Source organism: Variovorax sp. OV084, from assembly GCF_900111625.1.
Lineage (GTDB): Bacteria > Pseudomonadota > Gammaproteobacteria > Burkholderiales > Burkholderiaceae_C > Variovorax.
The window spans coordinates 58,283-75,356 of sequence record NZ_FOII01000008.1 but is presented as its reverse complement, the minus strand read 5'-3'; the positions used below and the strand labels follow the sequence as shown (position 1 = coordinate 75,356).

The window sequence follows — 17,074 nt, the reverse complement described above, 5'->3', positions numbered from 1 at the left end:
GAAATTTGGCCCTTACCGGGTTTTACCTAGGTGCCTGGTTCTTGCTGCTGCGCAGCAGGGATGGGCGCTGGTCGGCCAAGGTCCATTGCGGGCCGTCGAACCATGCGTCGCCCATCAGATAGGCACGCAGCATCTGGAGGCCGTCGAAGCCCCAGAACAGGCGGCCATCGACCACATAGGCCGGCGTGCCGAACACGCCGAGCTGCAGGGCCTCGTCGGTGTTGCGCTTGAGCAGGGCCTTGCTCTCGTCGCTGTTCGCTTCGCGCTTCGGCTTCAGCTGTGCAGTGAGCGCAGCAAGGCGCGTGGCGTCGCCAGGCTCTTCACCGCCGCGCCACACGTGGCGGAAGACGGTCTCTGCCACAAGGCGGCTGATGCTGCCGTCGTCACTGGTCGACAGCGCGAGCCGCAGGTGAGCCAGCGGGTTGTAAGGATGCGAGGCCGGCATCTCGATCTCGATGCCGTTCGCATGGCCCAGCCAGAGCACGTGGCGATACGTCCAGCTGCGCTTCGACGGAATCTCTGCCGGGCCGAGTTGCCCGTGCTGCTTGAGCAGCGCACCCAGCAGCACCGGCTTGTACGCCACGCTGTAGTTCAGGCCTTCGAGCGCCTCGGGCAGGTGTTCGAACGCGAGATGCGCGTAGGGCGAGATGAAGTCGAGATAGAAGTCGATGTGCTTCATGCGTGCCTGTCTCCTGTGTCGGCTGGAGCCCGCCAGATGCCGGCCTTGGCCCGCAACTCTATCGCTCGCCACACATGGCGCCGCGTTTCGTCTTCCATCTTGCTCCAGCCCGCGATCTCGGGAATGGTGCGCAGGCAGCCTTCGCAGAAGCCGCTCAGGCGGTCCATGCGGCACACCGAGGAGCACGGCGAGGGCACGTCTTGCGCCATGGCCTGCACGGCCATGGCGCGTTCGGCGAGCGTTTCGGCCTCGTCGAAATTCACACCACGTCCGCCACCGGCGCGCCGGTGAGCTTTTCGAGGTCATGCGGGCGCAGCTGGAACACCGCATGCGGATGGCCCGCGGCCGCCCAGATTTCCTCGAAGCGGAACAGCTCGCGGTCGATCAGCACCACGGGCTTGGTCACATGGCCCACGGGCGAGACGCCGCCGATGGTGAAGCCGGTGCGCGCCTTCACGAAGTCGGCATCGGCGCGGCCGGTCTTGCCGACCAGCGCATCGACCTTCTTCTCGTCCACGCGCTTGTCGCCCGAGGTGATGACCAGCACCGCCACTTCGTCGCTCTTGCGGCGGAAGATGATGCTCTTGGCGATCTGCCCCACGGAGATGCCGAGCGCGTCGGCCGCCTGCTGCGCGGTGCGGCAGGCGTCGTCGAGCATGCGTGGCGAATGGGGGTGGCCGGCGTCCTGCAGCACGCGGGAGACGCGCTGGACGCCTTCGGGGAGGGAGTGGAGTTCAGAGCCGCACATGGACATGGATTCGAATCTATCAGGCACCGTGGTGCCGGGGGAATGAGGAAACGGGTCCGCAGCCTCTACGCGCTGCGCTTGAATGCAAACAGGAATGCGCCCATCGCCATCAGCACGCCGCCGAAGACGCGGTTCTGCGCACGCCGGGCGCGCACGCTGCGAAGCACGCCCTGCAGCCGCGCGGCCAGCCAGGCGTAACCGTGCATCACAGTCACGTCGACCATCACCGTCGTGGCCAGCAGCACCAGCAGCTGCAGCCACAGCGGCCGCGTCGGCTGGATGAACTGCGGCAGCACGGCCGCCATGAAGACGATGCCCTTGGGGTTGGTCACGTTGGTCAGGAAGCCGCGCAGCACGCGCTGCGGCGCCGTGAGGTCGGGCTCGGAGGCCGCCTCCTGCGCGTTGCCGTCGATCTTCGCAACGGGCGCGCGCCACTGGCGCCAGCCCAGCCACAGAAGGTAGCAAGCGCCGACCACTTTGATGACCGTGAACGCGGTGGCCGAGGCGGTGAGCACCGCGCCCACGCCGAGCCCGGCCACCAGCAGGATCACGGCGAGCCCCAGCTGGAGCCCGACGATGGTCGCCGTGGTGCGCCGCACGCCGTAGCTGAGCCCATGGCTCATGCTGAGCACCGCGCCCGAACCGGGCGACACGGCGATGACGCAGCTCGCCACCAGGAATGCGAGCCAGACTTGCAAGTCCATGCTTCAACCCGCCCGCTTGGTGCGAATGGCCTTCGAGGCACGCGAGTTCGGCTCGCGGCCCAGCGCCTCGCTGATGTACACGCCCGCGTCGATCAGCCTGTCGAGGTCGATGCCGGTCTCGATGCCCATGCCGTGCAGCATGTAGACCACGTCTTCGGTCGCCACGTTGCCGGTCGCGCCCTTGGCGTACGGGCAGCCGCCCAGGCCGGCCGAGGACGATTGGAAGTTCCACACGCCCATCTCGAGCGCCGCCAGCGTGTTGACCAGCGCCTGCCCGTAGGTGTCGTGAAAGTGGCCGGAAATGGCGTCGACATCGAAGTGCGCCAGCGTGGCCTCCATCGCCGCCTGCACCTTGCGCGGCGTGCCCACGCCGATGGTGTCGGCCACGTCCACGCGCTGCACGCCGATGCCCTTCATCAGCTGCGCGAGGTAGCCGACCTTGGCCGGCGCAATCTCGCCTTCATAGGGGCAACCGACCGTGCACGACATGGCACCGCGCACATGGATGCCCTTCTCGCGCGCCGCGGCCACCACGGGCGCAAAGCGCTCGATGCTCTCGGCAATGGAGCAGTTGATGTTCTTCTGGCTGAAGGCTTCGCTCGCGGCGCCGAACACGACGATCTCGTCGGGCCACTCTTCGCGCGGCGCAGCGATGGCGGCCTCGAAGCCTTTCATGTTGGGCGTCAGCACCGAATAGCGCACGCCGGGCTTGCGCCTGATGCCGTGCATCACCTCGGCGTTGTCTGCCATCTGCGGCACCCACTTGGGGCTCACGAAGCTGGTGACCTCGATCTCCTTGAGCCCCGCATCCTGCAGGCGGTGCACGAGGCCGATCTTCACTTCGGCCGAGACCGGCTGCTTTTCGTTCTGCAGGCCGTCGCGCGGGCCGACGTCGACGATCTTGACTTTGGTGGGGAGTTTCATGGGATGTCTCTTGTGTCGCGGGAGGATGAGAAACCGCCTTCGATTGTCCGACACATGCAATTGCCCTGCTTGGTACACAAGCCGCGGAAGGTAGCAATGCCCGCCTGCGGGGTTGCAAATGGCGCCAGCCGGCGGGTACTAGGCGGTTTCGCGCTGCTCGAAGCCCTCGGGCACGCCGTGCGTAGCCGCATCGCTCACGTCGACTGCATCCACGCGCGCACCGTCCGACCCCTGGTGCGCCCAGCGGATCAACGCCTCCACCGCCGCAGCCTCGCCAGCCGCGAGCGCCTCCACGCTGCCGTCGCGCCGGTTGCGCACCCAGCCGCGCACGCCGAGCCGCTTCGCCGCCTGCACCATCGACCAGCGGTAACCCACGCCCTGCACGCGGCCGCGGATGGCGAGGTGGCGGGTGACGACGGCGTCGTTGTTCATGGCGTGGTGGTGCGGATCAGTACGACTTGGGCAGCCCCAGCGCTTTTTCGGCGATGAAGTTCAGGATCATCTGCGGGCTAACGGGTGCGATACGCGGAATGTAGCTCTCGCGCAGCAGACGCTCAACGTGATATTCCTTCGCATAGCCCATGCCGCCCAGCGTGAGCACGGCGTTCTGGCAGGCATCGTGCGCCGCTTCTGCCGCGAGGTACTTGGCGGCGTTGGCCTCGATGCCGCAGGGCTCACCCGCGTCGTACAGCGTGGCGGCCTTGAGCATCATCAGATCTGCGGCCTCCAGGTTGGCCCAGGCCCGCGCCAGCGGATGCGCCACGCCCTGGTTCTGGCCGATGGGCCGGCCGAACACGACACGCTCCTGTGCGTACTGCGAAGCGATGCGCAGCGCCGCGCGGCCGATGCCGATGGCTTCCGCCGCGATCAATATGCGCTCGGGGTTGAGGCCGTGCAGGATGTATTCGAAGCCGCGCCCTTCCTCGCCGATGCGGTCTTCTTCCGGCACTGCGAGCCCGTCGATGAAGAGCATGTTCGAGTCGACTGCCGCACGGCCCAGTTTGTGGATCTCGCGCACCTCGACCTTGCTGCGGTCCAGCGGTGTGTAGAACAACGTGAGGCCCTGCGTGGGCTTCTTCACCTGGTCGAGCGGCGTGGTGCGCGTGAGGATCAGCATGCGGTCGGCCACCTGCGCGGTCGATATCCAGATCTTGCGGCCATGCAGCACGTAGCTGCCGTTCGGCTGTCGCACCGCCTGCGTCTTGAGGCTGGTGGTGTCGAGCCCCGCGTCGGGCTCGGTCACGGCGAAGCAGGCTTTCTCCTTGCCGGCGATCAGCGGCGGCAGGAAGCGCTGGCGCTGTTCCTCGCTGCCGAACACCACCACCGGGTTGAGCCCGAAGATGTTCATGTGCACCGACGACGCGCCCGACATGCCTGCGCCTGATGCACTGATGGCGCGCATCATCAGCGCCGCCTCGGTGATGCCGAGCCCCGCGCCGCCCTGCGCCTCGGGCATGGCGATGCCGAGCCAGCCGCTCTCGGCCACGGCGCGGTGGAACTCGTGCGGGAACACGGCACGGTCGTCGTGGTCGCGCCAGTAGTCGGCGGGAAAGTCTTCGCAAAGGCGTTCGATGGCCGCGACCAGCGAGCGCTGGTCTTCATTCAGGGAGAAATTCATTCTTCGCCGTCTTTCTTCAATGGGTCCGGTTGCAGCGTGACGCCGCTTTCGAGCATGCGTTCGATGGCCTCGTCGCCGTAGCCCGCTTCGCGCAGCAACTCCACGCTCTGCTCGCCGATGCGCGGCGTGGGGCGGCGGATGGCGGTGGGCGTTGCGCTGTAGCGACCGACCGGCGCGAGGGTGCGGATGCGGCCCTCGGTCGGATGGTCGAGTTCGGGGTAGAAACCGACGGCGCGCAGGTGCGGGTCGTCGAGCAGGCTGTCGGTGCTGTGCAGCCGCGCGACGGGAATGTCCGCGACATCGAGCGCGGCAAACCATTCGTCGCTGGTGCGCGTGGCCATCACCTCGGCCACGAAGGCATAGACCGCGCCGATGTTCGCGGCGCGCGCCGTATGGGTGCCGAACATCGGCGAGCTGCGCAGCTCGGGCCGGCCGATCACATCGAAGAAGGCCTGCCAGTGCTTGTCGTTGTAGATGAGCACGCTGAGGTAGCCGTCGGCCGTGGCGTAGGGCTTGCGATGCGGTGCGAGCAGGCGCGCATAGCCGGTGGGGCCGAGCGGCGGCTCGAAGCTGTGGCCGCCGAGATGGTCGCCCATGACGAACTGCGACAGGGCTTCGAACATGGGCACCTCGACGGCCTGGCCCTTGCCGGTGCGCTGGGCATGCAGCACGGCGGCGAGCAATGCGATGGCGGCTTGCAGGCCGACGGCGCGGTCGGCCAGCGTGACGGGTGCGTAGCGCGGCGCGCCGCCGCTTTGCTGCGCGAACAGCGAGGCAACGCCTGCTGCACCTTGGATGAGGTCGTCGTAGGCGGGCTTGCCGGCATAGGGCCCCTGCTCGCCATAGCCGAAGGCGCCGAGGTAGACGATCTTCGGGTTGACCGCGGCCACGGCTTCATAGCCCAGCCCGAGCCGCGCCATCGCCTGCGGCCGCGTGTTGTAGATCAGCGCATCGCACCCCGCCGCCAGCTTCAGGCAGGCCTCGCGCCCCTCGGGCTGCTTGAGGTCGAGCACGATGGAGCGCTTGTTGCGGTTGAGGTGCATCGCCATCGCGCCCATGCCCGGGTGGCGCATCGGGCCGACGGCGCGCAGGTTGTCGCCGCCGGGCGGCTCGACCTTGATGATGTCGGCGCCGAGGTCGCCGAGCGTCTGCGTTGCATACGGCCCCATCACCACGGCCGTGAGGTCGAGGATGCGGATGCCCTCCAGAGGTCCGGTCGCACTCATTCGGGCTGGATCCCCGCGGCCTGGATCAGCTTCTTCCACTTCGCAAGCTCCGACACGGTGAACGCGCCCAGCTCTTCCGGCGTGCTGCCGAAGGCATCGAAGCCCAGCTTCGCCACGCGCTCGCGGAAGGCCGCGCCGTTCGCCATCTCGGACAGCGCCTTGTTGAGCTTCAGCACGATATCGCGCGGCGTGCCGGACGGCGCGAACACGCCGTTCCACGAAGTGATGTCGAAGCCTTTCAGCTCCGGCGTGTCGGCCAGCGGCGGCAGCTCGGGAAAGAGCTTGGTGCGCTCCTGCGTGGTGACGGCAATCGCGCGCATCTTGCCGGCCTTCACCGTGGCAAGGCCCGCGGCGAGGTCGACCACCATCATCGACACCTGCCCGCCGATCAGGTCGGCAATTGCAGGCGGCGTGCTCTTGTAGGGCACGTGCAGCATCGGCACGCCGCTCATGCGCGACAGCGTGGCGCCGCTCACGATGCCGGTGCTGTTGCCGCTCGCATAGGTCAGCTTGCCGGGGTGCGCGCGGCCCCAGGCCAGCAGCTCGGCCACGCTTTTGACGGGCAGGTCGTTGTTGACCACCAGCATGAACGGCAGGTTGCCCATGCGGCTGACGGGCGCGAAGTCTTTCACCGGGTCGTAGGGCAGCGACTTCATCAGGCTCGGGTTGGCCGAGTGCGTGGTGTTGGTCGTCATGAACAGCGTGTAGCCGTCGGGCGGCGCCTTGGCGACGAACTCGGCCGCGATGACGCCGTTGGCGCCGGCCTTGTTGTCGACGATGACCGAGGCCTTGAGCGCCTCGCCGAGCATCTGCCCGGTGATGCGCGCCACCGCATCGGTGCCGCTGCCGGCCGCGAAGGGCACGACGAGCCTGATCGGCTGCTTCGGGTAGCCGTCCTGCGCGAAGGCCCATGGCACGGTGCCGGCAAGCCCCGCGGCCGCGCCGATGGAAATGAAGCGGCGGCGGTTCGCCACCGCGACCGTTTGACCTGTCGCGTTCTTCGTCGTCTGCATGTGGTTTGTCTCCGGTTGTTGTGTCGGTTCAGGGCCGGATCACGCGCTCCGGCGATTCCTCGTACGGCGGGCTGTAGATCACCAGCACGCGCACCGGCTCGTCGCTCACCACCGTGAAGGTGTGCATCGCGTCGGCCGGAAAAAAGCAGCTGTCACCGGGGTGAAGCTCCTGCCGCTGGCCGCCCACCTCGGCGACCGCGCGGCCTTCGAGCATGTAGCAGACCTGCTCGATGCCCGGGTGCGCATGCGGCAGCGCGCCCTTGCCCTTCTGGATGTGGCCGACCAGCACTTCGAGCTGCCTGGCGCCCACGGTCTCGGGGCCGATCAGGCGCTTGTTCAGCGTGCCGGTGTGGTTGGCGGGGTGGTAGCCGGCGATCTCGTCCTCGCGGATGAAGTAGCGTGGGGCAGCGGTCGTTGCAGTCATCGGGGGCTTTCTGTCTTGGGTTCGATGGCGAGGCAGGCCGAGCGCAGCATTGCGGCGATCTCCTCGATGCGCGCCTCCATGCGGTAGCGCGGGCCTGCAACCGAGATGGCATAGGCCTCGCCGCCGATGCGCAGCGGCCAGGCCAGGCCGATCAGGTCGGGAATGCTTTCGCCGAGGTTGCCGTACCAGCCGCGCGCGGCGGAGCGCTGCAGCTCGGCCTCGATGGCGTCGGCGGTAGTGAGCGTGGCATCGGTCAGCGGCGCGAGCGTCATGCCGCCCAGCAGCTTGCGGCGCGCTTCGGCGTCGAGCGTGGACAGCAGCGCGCGGCCCAGCGAGTTGGCGTAGGCCGGGCGCGTTTCGCCCGACTCGGCCGTGTAGCGGATGCTCTGCGGCGCGCTCAGCACTTCCAGGTAGACCACCAGGCCCGCATCGCGGAACTTGGCGAAGACCACCGTCTCGCGCGCGGCGTCGCGCAGTTCCTCGAGCGTGGCCTTCACCCGGTCGAGCACCGGGTCGTGGGCGGCGATGACCTGCGCCATCGCAAGCAGCCGGCCCGTCGGGTAGTAGCCCTGGCGGCGGCCGGTTTCGTACATGTAGCCCTGCTCTTCGAGCGTACGGATCAGGCCCAGGCAGCTCGACACCGGCATGTCGAGCAGGCGCGCCATCTCGGACAGCGCCAGCGGCTGCTTCTCGCGGGCGAAGAGCTCGACGATCTCGATCACCCGAAACGCGGTTTTCACAGTCATGAAAAGATTTTCATACTTGTGAAAAACTTGCGCTTCGGGGTTTCCCCTGCCCGCGCCCTATTCCGGCGGGCCTGACGCAGCTTGCGCCGTCAGTAGCCGCGCGCGGGATCGACCACGCCGGCGACCGGCAGGCCCTGCTCCATCGCGCGGATCTTCCCGGCGATCTGGGTGATGGACTCCTCGCGCAGCGTGCGCGCCGAGCCGTGCGGTGTCACGGTGATCTTGGGATGCCGCCAGAAGGCATGCTCCGCCGGCAGCGGCTCGACCTGGAACACATCGAGCGTCGCGCCCGCGAGCTGGCCCGCGTCGAGCATCGGAATGAGGTCGTCTTCGACCAGATGGCCGCCACGCGCGATGCTGATGAGATAGCCCTCGGGCCGCAGCTTGCCCAGCGTGTTGCGATTGAGGATGCCGCGCGTCGCCTCGGTCAGCGGCAGCAGGTTGACCAGCACGCGCGTGGACGACAGGAACTCGTCGAACTGCGCCTCGCCGCTGAACACGCGCACGCCGTCGATCTCTTTTGGCGAACGGCTCCAGCCCAGCACCGGAAACTCGAACTGCGCCACGGCCTTGGCCACGCGCTCGCCGAGCACGCCCAGGCCCATGATGCCGACCGGGAAGTCGCGCCGCAGCTTCGGCTTGCGGTAGCTCCACTTGCCTTCGCGTGCATCGGCCTCGTAGGCGTCGAACTCGCGGAAATGGCGAATGAGCGTGTGGCAGACGTACTCGGCCATCTGCACCGACATGCCCGCGTCGTCGAGCCGCACGATGCGCGTGTGCGCCGGCACCTTGAGCTTGAGCAGCGCGTCGACGCCCGCGCCGATGTTGAAGATGCCGCGCAGCTTGGGCTGCTCATCGAAAAACTCCTGCGGCGGCGCCCAGACCACGGCATGGTCGGCCTGCGGCGCGCCGGGCTTCCATGCTTCGATGACGGCGTCGGGGAGTTCGGCCTTCAGGCCTTCGATCCAGGGGTCTGGGCGGTTGTCGGTGAGGTAGACGGTGATTCGCATGGGCACGCATCTTAGGTCGCGCCCGCGTCGCCCTCGGCTTGTGCGGGCACTGGCCATCTCCTATCCTCGAACGCTCACCTCAGGAGACCCCTACATGATCAAATTCAGCGTGATGTATCCCCACGCCCCCGGCGCACGGTTCGATCACGACTATTACCGCGAAAAGCACATGCCCCTGATCAAGGCCCGCATGGGCGACGCATGCCTCTCGTACACCATCGACAAGGGCCTTACCGGCGGCGCACCGGACTCCGCGCCCACCTACGTCGCCATGTGCCATGTGTTCGCCGAATCGGTCGAGGCCTTCCAGAATGCGTTCGGTCCGCACGCGAAGGAGATCAGGGGCGACGTGAAGAACTACACCGACATCGCGCCGGTGATACAGATCAGCGAAGTGGTGGTGGGCTGACGGGCCGCCTCGCCCTCAGCGCAGCGGCCGCTCCAGCGCCACCCAGCTCTGGACGGACGGCCGCTGCCACTGCCGGTCCGCGTACGACGCCAGCCGCTGCGGCACGGCGTCTCCGTTCATGACCAGGCGATTCAGCATCAGCGCCAGGTCGACGTCGGCGATGGACCACTCGCCGAACAGGTTCTCCGCGTCATCAGCAAGCAGCGCCTGCGCCACCTGGAAGAGCGTCTTCGCCGACTGATGCGCCACCGCCGACAGCGGTGCGCTCGCCGGGCCGTAGAAGATCACCTCGGTCGAGCGCTCCTGGCGGATCGGCATCAGGTCGCTGCGAAGCCAGGCCTGCAGCTGGCGAGCGCGGGCTCGGGCACGCGGCTCGGCCGGGTACAGCGCCGTTCCCTGCGCGAAGGTCTCGTCGATGTACTCGGTGATCGCGGACGACTCCGACAGGGAGAAGTTGCCGTGCACCAGCGTCGGCACGCGCTGCGTCAGCGAGAGCTGCGAGAAGCCGGCCGCCCGGTGCTCCAGCGCCCCAAGGTCGACGGGGGACAAGTCGAAGTCCAGCTGCTTTTCATGCAGCGCCACGAACACCGACATGGCATAGGGGCTGGTGAACTGGGCATCCACGTAGAGACGTAGCGGATCCGGCATCGAGAAAGGCTCCTGCGTAAGAAAAAGGGCCTCAAACCGACCCTCCCGCGATCTTACTTACTTGGCTTCCCTGGCTGTGGCGCGGCGACGACGCCACAGCACGCGCACCAGCCATCCCATCGGCAGCACCACCAGCACCAGCCACGGCAGCACCGCCGCGACGAAGGTGATCAGCGAGCCCACGCTTTCCGCCAGCACCGAGCCCGCGTTACGCAGCGCATGCCCCATCGGGCTGTACCCATCGCTGCCACTCACCAGCGCGCGCCTGGGCGTGAACTGGATCTGGATGTGCTGCTTGCTGGTCTGCTGCGCCAGCACCTTGCGCTGCGTGGCGATGGCGTCGAGCTCGGCCTGCGTGTCCGACAGCGTGCGCTGGATGGCCAGCAGGTCGGCCATGGTGCGCTTGGTGACGGTGTCGCGCAGCATCGTGCGCAGGCTGTCGCGGAACTCCGTGCGGTTCCTGATGCGGGCCTCGACGTCGATCACCTCGGCGGTCTTGTCCTCGCTGGTGGTGGTGTGCGAGACCACGTTCGCCACGCCGGCCAGGCCGCCGAGCAGCTTGTCGACATCGGCGGGTTCCACGCGCATCTCGAGCATGGCGCTGCCGGGCTGTTGCGGCGTCTCGCGCAACAGGGAAGAAGACAGCAGCTCGCACTTCAGCGAACCGCACAGGTCGCGCACCTTGCCCCAGGCGTCGGCCAGTTGCTCGGCCGGCACTTCGACGTTCAAGTCCTGCCGCACGGCCAGGAAGCGCTGCAGCGGCGTGTTGTCCTGCGACTGGTCGGTGGCCGACGGTGCGGAGGCCGGTTCCGCGGAACGCATCCGCGCCTCCTTCCTCATGGCCATGCCACCGGCATAGCCAGCTGCAGCCTGCATGGGCGCGGGCGGCGGCGAGGCCGGCTCGGCAAGCGCGGCAGTCTCGTTGTTCCTGCGGTCGCAACCGGCGAGCGACAGCGCGGCCGCCAGGGCCAACAGGACGATGCCCGCGCGGTGGCGGGCAGAGAGGAAACGGGGCGAACCGGAAGGCGTGCGATAGGTCATGGAGAGTTCCCTTGAATGATGACTACCGCAGCTGATACGGGCAGGCGCCCGGAACGGGGTTAAGTTTTTTCAGGCGGCCGCAGCACCCATTCGCAACAGTTCGTCGCCTTCGGCCACCTGCTCGCCCGGCGCGAACATCAGCTCTTCCACCGTGCCGTCGGCCGGCGCTGCGATGGTGTGCTCCATCTTCATGGCCTCCATCACCGCCAGCGGCTGGCCACGGCTGACCTTGTCGCCGGCCTTGACCGCGAAGGACACGACCTTGCCCGGCATAGGCGCAGTGAGCCGGCCGCCTTCGGCCTGCGTGTCGCCAGCGTGGGCGAGGCGATCGATGGCGGTGATCTTCGTGGCGCCCTTCGAAGCGAACACGTGGGCCGTGGCGCCGTCGAGGTGCACGTCCAGCGTCTGGCGGTTGCCCGCGAACTCGACCTCGAACTCACCCAACGGGAACTGCCCGACCACCAGCGGGCCTTCGGCGCCGCCGGCTTCGAGCCACAGGCTGCCGTCGCGCTTGTAAGTCAGCAGGGCGATCTGTTCGGCGCCGCGAAATTCGAAGTCGAAGCGGCGCAGGTATTCGCCGTGCGAACGCCAGCCGTCGCGGCGTTCGAAGGGGTCGGGCACGCCAATCGGCCGTTCGGTGACCAGCGTGCGCGTGATCGCGGCAGCGGTCGCCAGTGGCAGGCCCAGCGCTTCGCGGTCGAACAGCACGGCGCGCTCGCGCTCGATCAGCGCGGTGTCGAGGTTGGCTTTCGAGAACGACTCCGTCGCCAGAATGCCGCGCAGGAACTGCACGTTGGTCGACACGCCCACGATCTGCACCTGCGCCAGCGCGGCGTCGAGCCGGGCCAGCGCCTCTTCGCGTGTGGTGCCGTGCACGATGAGCTTGGCGATCATCGAGTCGTAGAAGGGCGATATCTCGCCGCCCTCGCGCACGCCATCGTCGATGCGCACGCGACTGCGCTGGAAGGCCGTCGCCTGCGGCTTGCGGTACACGCGCAAAGTGCCGGTGGCGGGCAGGAAGTTGTTGTCGGGGTTCTCGGCGCAGATGCGCGCCTCGATGGCATGGCCGTGGATCTGCAGCTCTTGCTGCTTCGCGGGCAGCGTCTCGCCCGATGCCACGCGCAGTTGCCATTCGACGAGGTCGAGGCCGGTGATTGCTTCGGTCACCGGGTGTTCAACCTGCAGGCGCGTATTCATCTCCATGAAGAAGAAGTTCATCTCGCCGCCCTCGCGCTGCTCGACGATGAACTCCACCGTGCCAGCGCCCACGTAGTTCACGGCGCGCGCCGCAGCCACGGCGGCATCGCCCATCTGCTTGCGCATCGCCTCGGTCATGCCGGGCGCGGGCGCTTCTTCGAGCACCTTCTGGTGGCGCCGCTGCACCGAGCAGTCGCGCTCGAACAGGTAGACGTAGTTGCCGTGCGTGTCGCCGAACACCTGGATCTCGATGTGGCGCGGGCGCTGCACGTACTTTTCGATCAGCACCGCATCGTCGCCGAAGCTGTTGATGGCCTCGCGCTGGCACGAGGCCAACGCAGCGGCGAAGTCTTCGGCCTTGTCGACCGCGCGCATGCCCTTGCCGCCGCCACCCGCGCTGGCCTTGATGAGCACCGGGTAGCCGATGCGATCGGCCTCGCGCTGCAGCAGCTGCGGGTTCTGGTCGTGGCCGTGGTAGCCCGGCACCAGCGGCACGCCGGCCTTTTCCATCAGCTGCTTCGACTCGGCCTTCAGGCCCATCGCCTTGATGGCCGAGGGCGGCGGGCCGATGAAGACCAGGCCCGCGTCGGCGCAGGCCTGCGCGAACTCTTCGTTCTCGCTGAGGAAACCGTAGCCCGGATGCACGGCTTCGGCGCCCGTGGCCTTGGCGGCTTCGAGGATCTTTTCCCAGCGCAGGTAGCTGTCCTTCGGGGCGCTGCCGCCGAGGTGCACAGACTCGTCGCAGGCGCGAACGTGGTTGGCATGCGCGTCGGCATCGGAGTACACGGCGACCGTGCGAATGGCCATGCGGCGCGCCGTCGCGGCAACCCGGCAAGCGATTTCGCCGCGATTGGCGATCAGGATCTTCTTAAACATTCGGAGTGTCTCCCGGAGGATTCTTTTTCAGTTGGAACGCGGGCACCACGCCCGGATCGGGTCGGCCGCTGAAGATGCGGGCCACGCGGGCGAACAGCGCCTTGAGGAAACGCCAGCTCTTGCGGATGAGCCACACGCTCAGCACAAGCACCAGCACGAGCAGCACGAGAAAGACGAAGGGATGCGCCACCGCGAGCCACAGGCCCGCCGGCACCATCGTGTCTTCGACCAGCGAAGCGCCCACGTTAGAAAACGGCTCGGGCGATGTGTTGATGGCCGCGCGCGTCGTGGCCTTGGCCGCATGCGCCGTGGCCGCGAAGCTGCCGCCCACCAGCGCCGCGACGACGGCCATCGCGCCATGGTCGGCGCCGAACACGCTGGCCGCGAGCGCCGCGCCGGCCGGGATGCGGATGGCCGTGTGCACCACGTCCCACAGCGAATCGAGGCCGGGAATCTTGTCCGCGAAGAATTCGATGAACACCATGAAGCCGCTGGCCGCGATCACGACCGGATGCGCCAGCAGTTGCAGCCCGCTCGGCAGCGGCACCCAGCCGAAATAGCCCACCACTCCGGTCAGCAGCACGACCAGGTAGAGCCGCACGCCGCTGGCCCAGCCGATGGCGGCGGCCAGTGCGATCAGCTGGGGCATGTCGAGGCTGGTGTTCATGGCGCGACCTCCGGAGGATGGGGCTTCAGGACTTGTTCGCTTCGAGCCACGAGGGCTTGCGCTTCTGCAGAAAGGCCTGCACGCCTTCGCGGCCTTCGTCGCTGGCACGGATGTCGGCGATGCCTTCGACGGTCTGCGCAATCAGCGCATCGTCGATCTCGCGGCCCGCCACGTCGGCGATCAGCTTCTTGCAGGCGCGCACCGCCGCCGGGCTGGCGCCGGTCAGCGCCTTCAGCAGCTCGTCGACCTTGGCTTCGAGCGCGTCGGCGGCCACCACTTCATGCACGAAGCCGATGCGATGCGCTTCGGCCGCGGTGAAGCGTTCGGCCGTGAGGAAGTAGCGCTGCGAGGCGCGCGTGCCCATCGCGCGCAGCACGTAGGGGCTGATGGTCGCGGGCACGAGGCCGATCTTCACTTCGCTCAGGCAGTACCAGGCGGTGTCGACGCTCACCGCCATGTCGCAGGCCGCCACCAGTCCCATGCCGCCCGCGTACACGTCACCCTGCACGCGTGCGATGGTGGGCTTGGGGCACTCGGCGATGGTGCGCAGCATCTCGGCCAGCTTGCCCGCGTCGGCGATGTTCTCGTCGCGCGTGTAGTCGGCCATGCGGCGCATCCAGTTGAGGTTCGCGCCCGCGCAGAAGGCCGGGCCGTTCGCGCCCAGCACGACGGCCTTGACCTGAGGCGCGGCGCCAGCCTCGGTGAAGGCGCGCGTGAGTTCGGCGATGACGATGTCGTCGAAGGCGTTGCGCGCATCGGGCTGGTCAAGCCAGATGCGGGCGATGGCGCCGTCGAGGCTCAGCTGGAGTTTGGTGTATTCGTTCATGGTGTCGCTTTCCAGACGACGTTGCCGTCGACTGCGTAGAGCTGGCATCCGCCGGCGGTGGCCTTGCGGGCGCAGCTTTCCATCGCGCGGCCTCGCGGGTCTTCGCCACCCCATGCGGAGCCCCAGCCGCCTTGCGCGCTGGCGGCGAAGGCACGGGGAGATGCCTTGCCCAGGAAGACGCGGTAGGCGTTGAGCGAGGCCTCGCTCTGGTCCGGCACGCGCTCCACGGCATCGATTGCCGCGTAGCCGCTGGGGGGCATCGGCGGCTCGGCCTCGTAGCGTGCGAACTCCGCGCGCGGCTCGTCCGGCAGGCCGATCTCGCGCAGGAACTTCGCAACCTCCGGCTGCCAGATGCGCGCGCCATCGGCGGCGCCGAACATCGAATGCGAGTCGCCGCCGAAGACGCCGAAGGCGATCAGCCGTGCCTTGCCGCCCGCGGCGGTGTAGCTCTCGTGCATGCCCTTCCATGCGAAGGGCGGAAAGTAGCTGTCGTTGTCGCCGTAGAACCAGAGCGAGGGCACGCTCGTCTCCTTGCCGTAGCTGCCGGCCGCGCCGATCAGGCCCTGCTGCCAGCCCACGCACTGCTCCTGCCTGAGGCCGCCGGCGAAGTCGACCAGCCCCTTCACGCCTGGATAGCTCAGCGTACCGAAGGCCAAGGTAGTCCAGCCGCCGTGCGACTGGCCTGCGACCACGATGCGCGACTTGTCGGCCCAAGGCTGCGCCGTCACGTAGTCGAGCACCGCCGCCACGTCGCCGGCCTGCTCGCGGCCGTTGCTCTCCACGTTGCATCCGCCGCCGATGTAGCTGCCGGTGGATCTGGAAAATCCCTGCCGCATCGGCACCACCACCGCATAGCCGCGCGCCAGGAAGAAGCGGACCGCGCCCAGCGGCCGGTAGCGGCCCTGGAAGCGCGGATCGCCGCCGGCCTTGCCGTGGTTGATCACCGCGATCGGGAACGGCCCCGCGCCATCGGGCTGGTAGATCGTGGTTTCGAGTTCGGTCGTGAACAGGCCCGACTTCTTCGGCACCATCACCACCGACTCCGGCAAGGCGGCCGCTGCAAAAACCGGCGCGCAAGCCATGGCAGCCACTGCGAATCCGAGCAGGATCGCCGCAGCATGGAAACCGAGTGCCTGGAGGCGGGTCATTGCGTGCTGCTCGCCTCCTGCGGAAGCCTGGAGAGCTGATTGACGCGGCCGATGCGCTGGCGCAGATCGCGCTGCCACACCACGCGGTCGTCCACGGCGTAGAGCCAGCAAGTCTTGCCCTCGCGCTCGCAGGTGTTCAGGACGTCCGCCATCGCGGCGCTGCCGGAGGCGAGGGCCGCCGTGCCGTCCGATGCAATCGCGAAGGCGCGCGGCATCGGCATGGTGAGAAACCGGAGGTACCTGTCGCGGCTCGCATCCCGTACGGGCACGATCGATGCGTCGTTGACGTCCGCGAAATGGCTGTCGGCCGGCAGCTTGTAGCGATTGACGGCAAGGCCCGATGGGGCCGCCACCGCGGCCGCGGCCTGCTCCACGGGCACGCCCGGGGCCTGCTTCTGGTAGACCACGGCGTAGTCGACGGCATAGACGATGCACTCGCCCTGGTGGCGCTCTGTGCAGTATTCCAGCGCCCGCTGCCTCGGATCCGAGGGCCGGTTGATGTCACGCGGCACCAGGCCATCGGCCCAGTGGACCCAGGAACCGTCGCCAGTCCGCCGGAGGACGAGGACCCGCGGCGGCTTGGCCTGCAGGAATTTCTGATACGCCGCACGGCCTTCCGCGTTCAACCCCGGAACGGCATCGACGTCGTCGACCGCAACACCTGCTGTCGCCACCGTGCCGCCATCGCCCCCCGCCACGCCTCGCAGATGCACTTCAGCGCTGCCGGTGCCCGCATGGCATTCATAGGCACCGGGCGTCGGCAGCACGGCGCCTTCATAAAAACTTTCGACCTGCGTCACCGTGTGCACGCCGCGTGCCCGCGCCGCCTGGGCCAGCGCCACCAGCGTATTGCGCATCGCCTCGCGGCAAGTCTCTTCGTCGCTGCGGATTACCGGCCGGCCGTCGACGTAGCGCTGCGTGGCGGAGTAAGGCCGGGCATAGCTTTCGGCCTTGAGCATCTGCGATTGCGACACCAGGGGCTGCGGCGTGGCCGCGAAGCGAAGTTGCACGTCGTTGCCGATGGCCTCGCGCGTGGCGGGCTGCTGCATCACCGGATAGATCGGCAGCACCAGCCGCGTATCTCGGGCGAGCGCGGGCATGGCCAATGTCGCAAGGCAAGCGGCAAGCATGAAAAAGCCGACTCCCAGCTGACTTGCACCAAGGGATTTC

The 17,074-nt window shown here is 68.0% G+C and carries 20 protein-coding genes; 1 reads left to right on the top strand and 19 read right to left on the bottom strand.

Annotated features, from left to right (window positions below):
- Nucleotides 1-22: 22 nt before the first annotated feature.
- The 12 genes from BMW87_RS20670 to BMW87_RS20615 all read right to left on the bottom strand — a co-directional run bounded on the left by BMW87_RS20670 (nucleotide 23) and on the right by BMW87_RS20615 (nucleotide 9,092).
- Nucleotides 23-679, bottom strand: coding sequence for a 2-hydroxychromene-2-carboxylate isomerase (locus BMW87_RS20670; RefSeq protein WP_093078364.1), 657 nt, complete (start codon nucleotides 677-679; stop codon nucleotides 23-25).
- Nucleotides 676-942, bottom strand: a complete 267-nt coding sequence (locus BMW87_RS20665; RefSeq protein WP_093078362.1) for a DUF1289 domain-containing protein — start codon at nucleotides 940-942, stop codon at nucleotides 676-678. The genes BMW87_RS20670 and BMW87_RS20665 overlap by 4 nt, the downstream gene beginning before the upstream one ends.
- Entirely contained in the window at nucleotides 939-1,427 is a 489-nt protein-coding gene (locus BMW87_RS20660) for a YbaK/EbsC family protein (protein WP_093056785.1), read from the bottom strand. Before BMW87_RS20660 ends, BMW87_RS20665 begins: the two co-directional genes overlap by 4 nt.
- 65 nt (nucleotides 1,428-1,492) lie before the next feature.
- On the bottom strand, nucleotides 1,493-2,131 hold the full coding sequence (rhtB, locus tag BMW87_RS20655) for a homoserine/homoserine lactone efflux protein (RefSeq protein WP_093056734.1): 639 nt from the start codon (nucleotides 2,129-2,131) through the stop codon (nucleotides 1,493-1,495).
- A 3-nt stretch (nucleotides 2,132-2,134) separates the two neighbouring features.
- Nucleotides 2,135-3,055, bottom strand: a complete 921-nt coding sequence (locus BMW87_RS20650; protein WP_093078361.1) for a hydroxymethylglutaryl-CoA lyase — start codon at nucleotides 3,053-3,055, stop codon at nucleotides 2,135-2,137.
- Nucleotides 3,056-3,193: 138 nt separating this feature from the next.
- Nucleotides 3,194-3,487, bottom strand: a complete 294-nt coding sequence (locus BMW87_RS20645) for an acylphosphatase (RefSeq protein WP_093078359.1) — start codon at nucleotides 3,485-3,487, stop codon at nucleotides 3,194-3,196.
- 16 nt (nucleotides 3,488-3,503) lie between these two features.
- Complete coding sequence (locus BMW87_RS20640) at nucleotides 3,504-4,673, bottom strand: acyl-CoA dehydrogenase family protein (RefSeq protein WP_093078358.1); 1,170 nt, start codon at nucleotides 4,671-4,673, stop codon at nucleotides 3,504-3,506.
- A complete protein-coding gene (locus tag BMW87_RS20635) occupies nucleotides 4,670-5,899 on the bottom strand; it encodes a CaiB/BaiF CoA transferase family protein (RefSeq protein ID WP_093078356.1) in 1,230 nt (409 codons plus the stop codon). The genes BMW87_RS20640 and BMW87_RS20635 overlap by 4 nt, the downstream gene beginning before the upstream one ends.
- Nucleotides 5,896-6,912 carry a Bug family tripartite tricarboxylate transporter substrate binding protein gene (locus BMW87_RS20630; RefSeq protein WP_093078355.1) on the bottom strand — a complete coding sequence of 339 codons (1,017 nt, stop codon included), beginning with the start codon at nucleotides 6,910-6,912 and terminating at the stop codon, nucleotides 5,896-5,898. Before BMW87_RS20630 ends, BMW87_RS20635 begins: the two co-directional genes overlap by 4 nt.
- Before the next feature lie 28 nt (nucleotides 6,913-6,940).
- Nucleotides 6,941-7,336: a cupin domain-containing protein gene (locus BMW87_RS20625; RefSeq protein WP_093078353.1), complete on the bottom strand. Its 396-nt coding sequence runs from the start codon at nucleotides 7,334-7,336 to the stop codon at nucleotides 6,941-6,943.
- Nucleotides 7,333-8,082, bottom strand: coding sequence for an IclR family transcriptional regulator (locus tag BMW87_RS20620; protein ID WP_093078352.1), 750 nt, complete (start codon nucleotides 8,080-8,082; stop codon nucleotides 7,333-7,335). The genes BMW87_RS20625 and BMW87_RS20620 overlap by 4 nt, the downstream gene beginning before the upstream one ends.
- Before the next feature lie 89 nt (nucleotides 8,083-8,171).
- A complete protein-coding gene (locus tag BMW87_RS20615; RefSeq protein ID WP_093078350.1) occupies nucleotides 8,172-9,092 on the bottom strand; it encodes a 2-hydroxyacid dehydrogenase in 921 nt (306 codons plus the stop codon).
- A gap of 94 nt (nucleotides 9,093-9,186) precedes the next feature.
- On the opposite strand from BMW87_RS20615, the gene BMW87_RS20610 reads away from it, so the two are divergent.
- Entirely contained in the window at nucleotides 9,187-9,501 is a 315-nt protein-coding gene (locus tag BMW87_RS20610) for an EthD family reductase (RefSeq protein ID WP_093056743.1), read from the top strand.
- 15 nt (nucleotides 9,502-9,516) lie between these two features.
- Here BMW87_RS20610 and yfcF read toward each other — a convergent pair whose 3' ends face one another.
- The 7 genes from yfcF to BMW87_RS20575 all read right to left on the bottom strand — a co-directional run bounded on the left by yfcF (nucleotide 9,517) and on the right by BMW87_RS20575 (nucleotide 17,004).
- Entirely contained in the window at nucleotides 9,517-10,149 is a 633-nt protein-coding gene (gene yfcF, locus BMW87_RS20605) for a glutathione transferase (protein WP_093078349.1), read from the bottom strand.
- Between the two features lie 57 nt (nucleotides 10,150-10,206).
- Nucleotides 10,207-11,190, bottom strand: coding sequence for a DUF4349 domain-containing protein (locus tag BMW87_RS20600; protein WP_093078348.1), 984 nt, complete (start codon nucleotides 11,188-11,190; stop codon nucleotides 10,207-10,209).
- 69 nt (nucleotides 11,191-11,259) lie between these two features.
- Nucleotides 11,260-13,263 (bottom strand): acetyl-CoA carboxylase biotin carboxylase subunit, encoded by a 2,004-nt coding sequence (locus BMW87_RS20595; RefSeq protein WP_093078346.1) that lies wholly within the window; start codon nucleotides 13,261-13,263, stop codon nucleotides 11,260-11,262.
- Complete coding sequence (locus BMW87_RS20590) at nucleotides 13,256-13,930, bottom strand: DUF4126 domain-containing protein (RefSeq protein ID WP_093078344.1); 675 nt, start codon at nucleotides 13,928-13,930, stop codon at nucleotides 13,256-13,258. The genes BMW87_RS20595 and BMW87_RS20590 overlap by 8 nt, the downstream gene beginning before the upstream one ends.
- A 25-nt stretch (nucleotides 13,931-13,955) precedes the next feature.
- Nucleotides 13,956-14,756 (bottom strand): enoyl-CoA hydratase/isomerase family protein, encoded by an 801-nt coding sequence (locus BMW87_RS20585; RefSeq protein WP_093078343.1) that lies wholly within the window; start codon nucleotides 14,754-14,756, stop codon nucleotides 13,956-13,958.
- Complete coding sequence (locus BMW87_RS20580) at nucleotides 14,753-15,904, bottom strand: dienelactone hydrolase family protein (RefSeq protein ID WP_093078342.1); 1,152 nt, start codon at nucleotides 15,902-15,904, stop codon at nucleotides 14,753-14,755. The genes BMW87_RS20585 and BMW87_RS20580 overlap by 4 nt, the downstream gene beginning before the upstream one ends.
- A complete protein-coding gene (locus BMW87_RS20575; RefSeq protein ID WP_093078341.1) occupies nucleotides 15,901-17,004 on the bottom strand; it encodes a hypothetical protein in 1,104 nt (367 codons plus the stop codon). Before BMW87_RS20575 ends, BMW87_RS20580 begins: the two co-directional genes overlap by 4 nt.
- Nucleotides 17,005-17,074: the final 70 nt, after the last annotated feature.